This window comes from Streptomyces sp. NPDC031225, from assembly GCF_055570355.1.
Window position 1 is genome coordinate 19299 of sequence record NZ_JBVIHJ010000018.1, and the last position, 9486, is coordinate 28784.

Consider the following 9486-nt stretch of genomic DNA (forward strand, 5'->3'; position numbering starts at 1 on the left):
GTTGCAGTACTAGGAGGTCGACGGTTTTGGTGACGCCCTCGACGGGGGCCACTGGAACGTCCTCGTGCTCGATGCTCAGGACGTCGTCGCAGCCGGCTCGGCGCAGGCGAGGCAGAAAGGACGCCAGAACGCGTCGTCGTGGCCGTAGCCGAGGGTGACGTAGTTTCAGGAGCGTTCCCTTGGCGGCTCTCGTATCGGCGAGGAGAACGCAGACTGACGGATAGTCATTCCGTTGGGCCCATGGCGTCGGGATGCCCTTCCAGTGTGAACCAAGGTCCGCGGTCCAGGCGGTCCTGCACGACTTCGCGCGCGTCGGGGTCGGCGACCCGGTCGGCGAGGCGCTGGGCGCGGGCTTTGAGTTCCCTGGCGTCCGGGGTGCCGGTGGCGGCGGCCGTCCGGGCCCGGATCTCGGCGGCGAAGGCCCGGTCCCAGTCGGTGAAGTCGTCCGGGTGCTCGGCGATCAACTCCGCGTAGCGCGGGGCGTGGTGGGCGGCGACCTGGGGGCGGCCGATGGCCAGGGCAGTCTGGGCAATGGTGTATTCGCCGCGGCCGTGGTTGGCCGGGGCGCCCGCCTCCAGCCAGTGATAGCACGCCGCGTAGGCCTGGTAGAGGGCCCGGTCCTGCTCGGCGCGCGAAGTGTCGGGGGTGAGGTCGAAGAGAAGGTCCCCGAGCGCGTTGTTGAGCTCGACGGCGAACCACCGGTGCAGGTCACGTTCGCGCGGTTGGCGGTTGCCGAACGCGGAGACCACGTCCTGCCAGCGGGCGAAGCCGTGTTCGCGGGCGATGACATGCTGCGCGTCGCGCATGGAGAAATGGACCGGGTCGACCGGGCCGGCCTTGGCCGCGCGCTCGGCGGCGCCGGGCTTACTGCCCTGGACGGCCAGGCGCAGGTCCTTGGCCTGGTTGCGCAACTGCCCCAGGTCGGCCTGGGCGGGAAGGGCGGGGGTGGTGCCGGTCACGGCGATGTTCCTCCAGGTCACGTGTGGGGGTCCGGGCGGGTTGGTGGCCGGGCGGGTTACCAGAAGCGCGGTTGGGCGGGGATGGTCTCCAGGTCGGTGAGGACCAGTTCGCGGTCCTCGTCCTGGGCGATGTCCTCGGCGGCGGCCAGGGCCTGTTCGGTCCAGGTGCGGGCCTGGTCCTTGTCGCCGGCCACCGCGTGGGCGCGGGCCAGGGACTCGTAGGCGTAGGCCAGGTCCCAGTCCCCGATGCCGTGGGCCTGGCAGATCTCCAGGCCGCGCCGGGCGTGGTGCAGGGCGGGCTCGGCCCGGCCCAGCACGCAGTAGACGCGTGAGCACTGCCATTCGCCGCGGCTGAGATTCACCGGGGCGCCCACCTGGCCCCAGTGGTGGCGCGAGGCGTGCGCCATGTGCAGCATCCGGTCGTCGTCCTCGACGCTGCGGTCCTCCTGCTCCAGCAACCGCCACACCCCGTTGAACAGGTCCACGGCCACCCGCCGCTCGTCGCCTGCGGCGCCCTCGGTCCTCTGCTGCGTGTCCTGGTCGGTCATCGCTGCTGTGACTCCGTCCTCGATCAGATGGTCTGTTCGGTGGAGGTCGCCCCGGACCCGGTCCAGGCGTGCCTGGAGCCGTCGCCGGTGCTGGATCAGGACCTGCTGGATCGCGGTCTCGTCGTCCGGCTTGGCCAGGCACGCACGCACTTGCTCCAGAGGGACGTCGACCGAGCGCAGGAGCCGCACCAGCCGCGCGGGCGCGACCTGCTCGGCGCCGTAGAGCCGGTAGCCGGTATCGGGGTCGACGACGGCAGGCGCCAGCAGTCCCACCCGGTCGTAGTGCCGCAGCGCCTTCGCGGTCAGGCCGACACGGCGTGCCAGTTGACCGACCGTGATCAGCTCAGGTCCATTCACCATCCCCTGAACCTAGAACCTTGCCCCGCGGGAACCTCAAACGGGCACTCACAACGATGAAAATGTGGCTATCCACTCGGACCGGTGCGAGATCGGCAAGTCCGACGGCAAGCCATGCCTTCGCCTCATTCTGTTTGGAGTCCTTAGAGGTCGCGCAGACAGGCGGTCGGCAGACAGGGACAGGCACGGTTCCGTGATCATGGAGTTGCGACGCGCTGTGACCACCGGAGATTCTGTGCCTGCGCTGCCATCATGGCTGACCGAACCGCTGTGGGAACGGCTGTGGTGGTGGCATCTCGGCGGTGGTCGCGGGCGTCGACGCGTCGTAGCCGGGAGCGGCTGCTCCAAGGGCGGCGGTCAGGTAGCGGTGAATGATGTCCAGTTCGCCCGGGGTGAAGCCCTCGGCCGCCTCGACCAGGTTGGCGATGAGCGGGCCGAAGAAGGACCGACCCAGTTCCACGGCTTTCTGCTCCACCGTCAGCACGACGCGTCGTCGGTCGTTTTCATCGCGCCTGCGGCGGACGAGCCCCAGGCGCTCCAGCCGGTCCAGCAGGGCAGTGGTGCCGGCCGAGTTGAGCCGTAGCGCCGCACCGAGTCGTCCCGGGGTGACGTCGGTACCCGCCCGATCGGCGTCAAGCAGATGGATGAGGGCTCGCAGATCGGTCGGGTGCAGACCGTTTCGCGCAGCGAACTCGGCGCCGCGCAGATCGAGTTCCACGGTCACTGCGCGCAGTAGATGGACCAGCCGCATCGCAGGGTTGATGTCGTCACTCACCGGGCTACTATCTCGCCAAGCGAGATACTTGGTCAACGAGACGATTCCCCGGGGGGTCACCGTGTCCTCATCCCAAGAGTTCTTCGCGGCTTACGACGCACTGCTCGCCCGCTGGCCCACCGGTACCGCCGAGATCGACATCCCCACCCCGTACGGGACCACCCGTGTCCACGCCTACGGCCCCGCTGACGCCACTCCAGTTCTCCTTCTGCACGGCGGCGGTTCCACCGGCGCGGTCTGGTTCGCCAATGCCTCAGCTCTTGGCACGCACCACCGGGTGCTGGCCGTCGACGTCCTGGGCGATGCGGGACACAGCGTCCCCGGCGGGCGCCCGCTGCGCACAACCACCGACCTGATGGCCTGGTTGGACGCGCTGCTCGACGGCCTCACCGTGTCCCGCACGCACCTGCTGGGCCACTCCTACGGCGGCTGGATCGCCCTGACCTATGCCCTGCACGCCGCGCGGCGGGTCGATCGGCTGGTACTGCTCGACCCGACCCAGTGCTTCGCCAACTTCCGCCCGGGTTTCCTGCTGCGCTCACTGCCGATACTGCTCCGCCCGACGCGAGCCCGCGCACACGCCTACCTGGACCGCGAGACCGCAGGGACCGACACCGACCTGGGCTGGAAGCGGCTCTATGCCTTGGCGGTCTCGGGCTTCGCGAACCGGAAACTGGTCGTCGGCCGCCGCCCGGACCCCGCGGCACTGAGCGTTCCGCTCCTGGTTCTCCTCGCCGGCCGCAGCGACGCCCATGACGCCGCCAAAGTCGCAGCCTGCGCCCGCAAAGCCGTACCGGACGCCCGGATCGAGATCCTCGCCGAACTCACCCACTTCGCTATGCCCACCGCCATGCCCACCGAGACGAACCACCGGATCACCGACTTCCTGGCAGACAACCAGGAGAAGCAAGCCGACCCGGGCGCGGTTTGAGGAAATAAAGCGGAGCGGACTGCGCCGAGGCCGTTCAGCAGCTCGATCCACACTGGGTGAAGGTAGGTGGTCGTGCACGGTGAGTGCTTGGGGCGTCCCTCCCAGCGGTGGGTGGTCCAGGCTTGGCGGATGAGGCTACGCACGGTGATGACGGTGTCCGCGAAGTCAAAGCGGGTCGGCTGCACATGACGTGGTCCTGGCCGATTTCGACCAGGCTTGCGAGATCCTCTGGGGCACGCTGTACGGCATCGCGTCGCTCAGTTACCTCGGCAGTGTCGGCAGCGATCGCGCCCGCCACCTCGCCGAACAGGCGCTTCGCACGATCCTCCTCGGTTGGCGAACCGAGACGCCGGCGAACGGTCGACCGGCGAGCAGTCAGGTGCTCTGACCGCTGTGGTTCGCCGGGTTCAGAGGGAGGACCGGAGTGTTCGTCGAGATCGTCTTCGTGGAGCTGCCGATCGATCGCGACGACGTCCAGGAGGCTCTGGAGACGGCGTTCGAGCTCGACGGCGAGGTCACCAGTGCGGGCAGCGGCATGGGTCGTTTGCCATCTTGACCTTGAAATTGCGCAGAGCCCGACACGACCGCGGCCCTGGAGCGTTTCCGGGCGGTGCTGTCCGACCTGAAGTCGCGGACTGCGCGACGTTGAACGTCAGTGAAGGTCAGCCGCCCTCCTCTCTCGTCCGCCCCAGCGGGTGCCCTTCTCGCTGCGGCTGCGGCTGCGGGCGCGCCTGTCCGGACGCCGACGGTTCGCTGCGCGAGCGGGACGCCGCGGCGGCGATGCGGGTCGCCGAGCCGGGGCGGGAGACGCCCGCCGTGCTGCGCTGGTAGTACCAGAAGGAAGTTGCGGCTCCGACGGCTCCGACGGCTGCCGGGTGTGGGCAGCCGTCGGAGCGCACGGTCGTGGCGAAGAACGTCGAGACGGGGGGAAAGCCCCCTACGCCGTCTGTCCGGTTACAGGCCCCAGCCCCAACGTAGTTGTGCCACACCCGAGGAGTTGTTCACCGCCAGTCCGCTGCCGCTCTGCCGGGTGATCGAATAGGTGTCGCCCGAGCGCAGGCCGGGCCAGTAGACGACGCCCATCTGACGGGACCTCGTCAGGTCCGTGGTGGCGGCGAAGTACGCGGTGAAGGTATTGCCGTCCTGGTTCCCGCCGTAGTAGTTCAGCCCGGTCGTCATCGGGGCACCGGCCTCGTCGATGATGGTGCGGGACGAGTACGAGCCGAGCCGGTTGCTCAGGTTGGTGGTCCACGCCGAGCGGGTCGTGTCCGAGGCCCAGTATCCGTAGAAGTGCAGCGACAGCAGCGTGCCGTTCAGGGCGCTCGCCGCTCCGACACCCGTGACGTTGTCGTTGTAACCGGTGCCGCTGATGAGGACCCGCCCGCGGGGGGTGCTCGAATGCCGGGACAGCCACGACGAGCAGAGCGACACCCAGTCGTTCAGGCTGTAACCGAACGGCTCGTTCATCGGTTCGAAGTAGACGTTGCCGTTGCTGCCGTAGTCGCTGATGACCTTGTCCCACATGGTGTTCCATGCGTTCATGTCATCGACTTTGCCGTCCTTGTTCGCTTCCCAGTAGCCGAAGATGACCTTCATGCCGTGGGACAGGGCCGAATCGGCGGCGCCCTTGTACCGCGCCCACCAGTCCGAGTTGACGCTCTGCGGGTTGATCGGCAGCCGCACGGTGTTCGCGCCGAGCTGCTGCTGGAAGCCGCTGATGATGCCGTCGGCCTTGGAGCGGACGCTGTCGTAGCTGTCCCCGGCCGTGAGGCCGGTCGGGATCACCCAGCCGTCCACGTAATTGTCGCGGCTGTCCGCCCAGTTGACCCCGCGGAAGGAGTTGGTGGCGGCAGATGCGCCATGGGAAACCGTCAGCAGTGGCGCGAGGAGTGCTGCGATCAGGAAGGCGCGCAGGCGGGTGCGGGAGCGGAGGCGATTCACACGAACTCCATTGTTCGATTGCTCGATGTTTACGTAAACACCCGTCCTGACGTGGGGCTACCGAGTTGAAGACGGGGAGGTTTCTGAATGCTGATCCTCCATGGATTCAGTGTCAAGAGCCTGTCAGGATCCGAATCCTGTGTGACAGCGGCGGGTTGCGGCGGGCGACCAATGGGTGTTCACCGGCGTGGACCCCGAACGCCATGCCTGGGGCGCCGCACACCCGACCCGGCCGGCCGGCAAGCCGGTGTTCATCGGCGCCCAGGTCCCGCAAGAAGTCCACGGGGATCGCGGCGACCTCGCAGGGCCGGTCGGCGTCGCCTCCACGAAGGCCGGCACGCCGCCGCTCCGCCGGGCGGCCTCCTTCACCAAACCCGCCGGCACCCTGCGCATCGGCGACCACCTCCAGACGCACCTGAGGTTCCCCGAGCACGACCTGGGGACTGACGAGGGCTATCGCTGCGTTGCGGGCGGCGATCACCGTCTGCTGCTGCTCGCCCGCGCCGGCATCCCGGGCGGCGAACAGCTCCCGGGCTACCTCTGCTGCAACTTGTGTGGGCTCTCGGGGATGAGGAGATACGGAAGGCGATCGAGGCCGCCCACGAGCGGGCCATCGCCATCGTCCTCGCGTGGATTGAGGACGACAGTGCCGTCATCCGCTACGGCACGCAGGGCGTCCACCGCATTCGCCCCGCGCCCGGCCTGGTCGCCGCCCGCTTCCGCCACTACGAGACCCGCTCCGGCATGCCGCTGCTCCACGATCACCTCCTTCCTTCGAGGGCCTGCGCCCGAAGGACGGTGTCGGGGGTGCGGTTCACTCCATGGCCCTGTTGGAGTCGGCCGTCGCCGCGTCCGCGCTCCACAACGAAGTCGTCATGGCTGAGGCGTGCGAGGCGCTGGCGCCGGCCTCCGAGCCGCGCACCGTCACGCCGGGCCGTCGCCCGGTCAGTTGGAGAAGCGCTTGGACCGGGTGGTGCCGTCGGGCTTGGCGAAGACGTCAGCGGACTCGATGACGGTGTCGGCGTTGGACCAGGTGTCAGGGTGGGTGGTGGGGAAGATGCCGGTGCCCCTGGCCGACGTCGGGACCGCGTGGACCGAGCCCGGGGTACCAGGCGTACGCACCGTACGGACGCCCTGAACTGCCGTGGTCAGACGGGCAGTTGGACGGTGAAGACCGTCTCGGTTCCGGGGGAGCTGGTGACGCTGAGGCTGCCGCCGTGGGCCTCGGTGAACCGGCGGGCGATGGAGAGGCCGAGGCCGCTGCCGCCGGTGTGCCGGTTGCGGGACTTCTCGGCGCGCCAGAACCGGTCGAAGACATGCGGCAGGTCCTTCGGGCCGATGCCGGAACCGGTGTCGCTGACCTGGATCAGGACGGTGTTTCCGGTCCGGCGGGACCGCACGGTGACATTGCCGCCCGGGGGAGTGTGGCGTACGGCGTTGGACACCAGGTTGCCGACGGCCTGGCGCAGCCGCATGGGGTCCGCGTACAGCTCGGTGTCACCGTCGGTGCGGACGTCCAGGGTGATGCGCGCGCTCTGGGCCTGGCCGCCGTGGGCGGTGGCCACGTGGTGCAGGAGGTCGCCCGCGTCCAGGAGTTCACGGTGCAGATGGAGCGTGCCGGCCTCGGCCGCCGCCAGGTCCCGGAGGTCGTCGATGATGTGTTGGAGCAGCAGGGTCTCCTCCAGCAGCACCGAGGTCACGTCGTCGTCCGGGGTGAGCACACCGTCCTGGGTGGCTTCCAGCCAGCTGCGGATGGTGCTGAGCGGTGTCCGCAGTTCGTGGGCGATGTCGCTGACCATGGCCTTGCGCTGCGCTTCGGTGCGTTCCCGGTGCTCGGAGAGGTCGTTGAAGGCGGTGGTGAGGCGGCCGATCTCGTCGCCGGTGGTCACCGGGACGCGGAGCTGCGGGCGGCCCGGGTTCCGTACGGCGCTGGTGAGCGCGCGCAGCGGTCTGACCAGGCGGACGCCTATCACCACGGTCACGGTGATGGTGAGCACGAGGACGAGGGCGACGACCCCGATGATGCGGATGGTGTTGGCCTGCGACAGGTCGAAGCCCGGAACCGCCGATCCGGCCGGTGCGCTGACGAACAGCTGTGCCGCCGGGGCGACGTAGGCGGCGAGCTGTTCCCGGCGGCTGGAGTTGACACAGTTCTGCGTGGCCTGGGTGTCGGCGTTGCCCGGCTTGTGGGAGAGCGTGAGGTCGAGCACCACGGTAGGCAGGCCCTGATGTGCCAGACAGGTCCTGATCAGCTTGTTGAGGCTGTCGAGAGCCTTCAGCTCGCCCGGTGTCGCGAGTGCGAGCTGGAGCGTGGATTCGCACTTGCCCAGGGCGTGGGCCTCCTTGGCGCCGTCGTCGGTCTCGATCCTGGGGTGACCGCTGAGCGAAACGGAGACCTTGGCGGGGAAGCCGTATTTGATCATGCAGTCCCTGAGCTTGTGGGCGCTGCCGAGGAGATCCTGGCGCTGTGCGGCGGAAAGCCGGAACGGGCCGAGGGCACGGGGGTCGATACGGTCGGCGCCGGCGTCGGGGAACAGCGCGGGGTCGACCTGGAGCGGGTCGATGACCGCGAACGCCTGGTCCGGCAGCGGCGATGTGCCGGGCGCGGAGTCCGCGATCGTCCGGCGGCCGTGGTCCTGGGCGGTGAGGGTGATACGCCGGTCGGTCCGGTCGGCGAGGTGGCGGATCGTCGGTGCGACTCCGTCCCAACTCGGGTGGACGGCGGCGTAGTCGGTGAGCGTCTTGTAGATGTCCGTGTCGTCGGAGAGGACCTGTCCCTGTTCCTGGCGGATCGCGCTGGTGGTGGTCCGTACCGCAAGCCAGGCGGTGGCGGTGATCGCGCAGAGGGCGACGAGAAGCGAGGAAGCCAGCAGCCTGACCAGCAGACTCCTGCGCAGCGGCACCCTGGTCTCGGGGGTCTCGACGTGCACCGCGGGCTCAGTGCGCACGGTGGCCTTCGGGGCCGTCAGCCATCTTGTAGCCGACCCCGAAGACGGTCAGCAGGAGGACCGGCTGCTTCGGGTCGGCTTCGAGCTTCTTGCGCAGGTTCAGGATGTGCACGTCGATGGAGCGCTCGGTGATGAAGCGGTCGGATCCGCGGGTCCGGGTCAGCAACTGCCGCCGGGTGAAGACCCGTTCGGGCTCGGCGGCCATGGCCGCCAGGACCTCGAACTCCCCGGGGGTGCATTCCACCTGCCGCCCGCCGAGGTGGACGGTGTGCCGGACCGGATCCACCGAGAGGGCACCGGCCCGCAGGACCGGGTCGGTCGGCCGGCGGTCGTCCGGGACGGCGGCGCCGCCGCCGGTACGCCGGCTGCGCCTCAGCAGGGTGCGGATACGGGCCATCAGCTCACGGGGGCTGTAGGGCTTGGTCATGTAGTCGTCGGCGCCGAGGTCGAGGCCGAGCAGCAGGTCCTCCTCGGTGGTGCGGGCGGTCAGCATCAGCACCGGGAGGCCGGACGACTCCCCCCGCAGAATGCGGCAGACGTCCAGGCCGTCGACCACCGGCATCATCACGTCGAGGACGAGCAGATCGGGCGGTCGGCGGCGGGCCTCGTCGATCGCGGCACGTCCGTCGTGCACCACAAGGGCGGTGTGGCCCTCGCGTTCCAGATAGCGCCGGATCACCGTGGCCTGTCTGACGTCGTCCTCGGCCACCAGGACATGTGCGCACATGCTGCCGACCATAGGGCGGGGCGGTGCGATTCAGACAGGTTTTTGATGGCAGCCTGACAAGATCCTCATATCGCTCGGCCATGGTGGCCGCCATGCCGAACATCAATGACCGGCGAGGCCTTGATGCTGTGGCCGCAGACGTGTCCCGGGCCCGTCCGGTAGCCGGTTCGTCCTCGATCGCCGCCGGACGGCCCCTGTGCTGGGGGGGGGGGGGGGGGGGGGGGGGGGGGGGGGGGGGGGGGGGGGGGGGGGGGGGGAGGGGAGGGAGGGGGGGGGGGGCAAAAAACGACGGGGGGGGAA

Annotated in this window: 11 protein-coding genes and 2 pseudogenes; 5 read left to right on the forward strand and 8 right to left on the reverse strand. The window is 69.3% G+C overall.

The annotated features are described in order from the left end of the window. Nucleotides 1-224: 224 nt before the first annotated feature. From ACZ48Z_RS28130 to ACZ48Z_RS28140, 3 genes are all read right to left on the reverse strand, one after another. Entirely contained in the window at nucleotides 225-959 is a 735-nt protein-coding gene (locus tag ACZ48Z_RS28130; RefSeq protein WP_468738683.1) for a hypothetical protein, read from the reverse strand. A 56-nt stretch (nucleotides 960-1015) separates the two neighbouring features. After that, complete coding sequence (locus ACZ48Z_RS28135; protein WP_468738684.1) at nucleotides 1016-1867, reverse strand: MerR family transcriptional regulator; 852 nt, start codon at nucleotides 1865-1867, stop codon at nucleotides 1016-1018. Nucleotides 1868-2114: 247 nt separating this feature from the next. Beyond that, the gene (locus tag ACZ48Z_RS28140; protein ID WP_468738827.1) at nucleotides 2115-2615 is read right to left on the reverse strand and encodes a MarR family winged helix-turn-helix transcriptional regulator; all 501 of its coding nucleotides are present in this window, start codon (nucleotides 2613-2615) and stop codon (nucleotides 2115-2117) included. A gap of 85 nt (nucleotides 2616-2700) precedes the next feature. Between ACZ48Z_RS28140 and ACZ48Z_RS28145 the strand changes: the two genes are divergently transcribed. Further along, nucleotides 2701-3570, forward strand: a complete 870-nt coding sequence (locus ACZ48Z_RS28145; RefSeq protein ID WP_468738685.1) for an alpha/beta fold hydrolase — start codon at nucleotides 2701-2703, stop codon at nucleotides 3568-3570. 77 nt (nucleotides 3571-3647) lie between these two features. Here the strand turns inward: ACZ48Z_RS28145 and ACZ48Z_RS28150 are convergent. Then, nucleotides 3648-3740 (reverse strand): annotated as a pseudogene (locus ACZ48Z_RS28150) (IS5/IS1182 family transposase); the annotation flags it as partial. 20 nt (nucleotides 3741-3760) lie between these two features. Between ACZ48Z_RS28150 and ACZ48Z_RS28155 the strand changes: the two are divergent. The 3 genes from ACZ48Z_RS28155 to ACZ48Z_RS28165 all read left to right on the forward strand — a co-directional run bounded on the left by ACZ48Z_RS28155 (nucleotide 3761) and on the right by ACZ48Z_RS28165 (nucleotide 4401). Further along, the gene (locus ACZ48Z_RS28155; RefSeq protein ID WP_468738686.1) at nucleotides 3761-3958 is read left to right on the forward strand and encodes a hypothetical protein; all 198 of its coding nucleotides are present in this window, start codon (nucleotides 3761-3763) and stop codon (nucleotides 3956-3958) included. Nucleotides 3959-3994: 36 nt separating this feature from the next. Beyond that, the gene (locus ACZ48Z_RS28160; protein WP_468738687.1) at nucleotides 3995-4126 is read left to right on the forward strand and encodes a hypothetical protein; all 132 of its coding nucleotides are present in this window, start codon (nucleotides 3995-3997) and stop codon (nucleotides 4124-4126) included. An 89-nt stretch (nucleotides 4127-4215) separates the two neighbouring features. After that, entirely contained in the window at nucleotides 4216-4401 is a 186-nt protein-coding gene (locus ACZ48Z_RS28165; RefSeq protein ID WP_468738688.1) for a hypothetical protein, read from the forward strand. A gap of 123 nt (nucleotides 4402-4524) precedes the next feature. On the opposite strand, the gene ACZ48Z_RS28170 is transcribed toward ACZ48Z_RS28165, so the two are convergent. Then, nucleotides 4525-5511 (reverse strand): cellulase family glycosylhydrolase, encoded by a 987-nt coding sequence (locus ACZ48Z_RS28170; RefSeq protein ID WP_468738689.1) that lies wholly within the window; start codon nucleotides 5509-5511, stop codon nucleotides 4525-4527. A 552-nt stretch (nucleotides 5512-6063) separates the two neighbouring features. Here ACZ48Z_RS28170 and ACZ48Z_RS28175 point away from each other — a divergent pair. Next, nucleotides 6064-6222, forward strand: a pseudogene (locus ACZ48Z_RS28175) (relaxase domain-containing protein); the annotation flags it as partial. 234 nt (nucleotides 6223-6456) lie between these two features. Here ACZ48Z_RS28175 and ACZ48Z_RS28180 read toward each other — a convergent pair. Genes ACZ48Z_RS28180 through ACZ48Z_RS28190 form a run of 3 tightly spaced genes read right to left on the reverse strand, consistent with a single transcriptional unit; the run spans nucleotide 6457 to nucleotide 9186 of the window. After that, a complete protein-coding gene (locus tag ACZ48Z_RS28180; RefSeq protein ID WP_468738690.1) occupies nucleotides 6457-6633 on the reverse strand; it encodes a hypothetical protein in 177 nt (58 codons plus the stop codon). A gap of 26 nt (nucleotides 6634-6659) precedes the next feature. After that, nucleotides 6660-8459, reverse strand: a complete 1800-nt coding sequence (locus ACZ48Z_RS28185; RefSeq protein WP_468738691.1) for a sensor histidine kinase — start codon at nucleotides 8457-8459, stop codon at nucleotides 6660-6662. Beyond that, nucleotides 8449-9186, reverse strand: a complete 738-nt coding sequence (locus tag ACZ48Z_RS28190; RefSeq protein WP_468738692.1) for a response regulator transcription factor — start codon at nucleotides 9184-9186, stop codon at nucleotides 8449-8451. The genes ACZ48Z_RS28185 and ACZ48Z_RS28190 overlap by 11 nt, the downstream gene beginning before the upstream one ends. Nucleotides 9187-9486: the final 300 nt, after the last annotated feature.

Excerpts from the sequence above, each read along its gene's own strand:
- ACZ48Z_RS28135 (WP_468738684.1), bottom strand. The coding sequence starts at position 1,867 with ATGGTGAATGGACCTGAGCTGATCACGGTCGGTCAACTGGCACGCCGT.
- ACZ48Z_RS28190 (WP_468738692.1), bottom strand. The coding sequence starts at position 9,186 with ATGTGCGCACATGTCCTGGTGGCCGAGGACGACGTCAGACAGGCCACG.
- ACZ48Z_RS28140 (WP_468738827.1), bottom strand. The coding sequence starts at position 2,615 with ATGCGGCTGGTCCATCTACTGCGCGCAGTGACCGTGGAACTCGATCTG.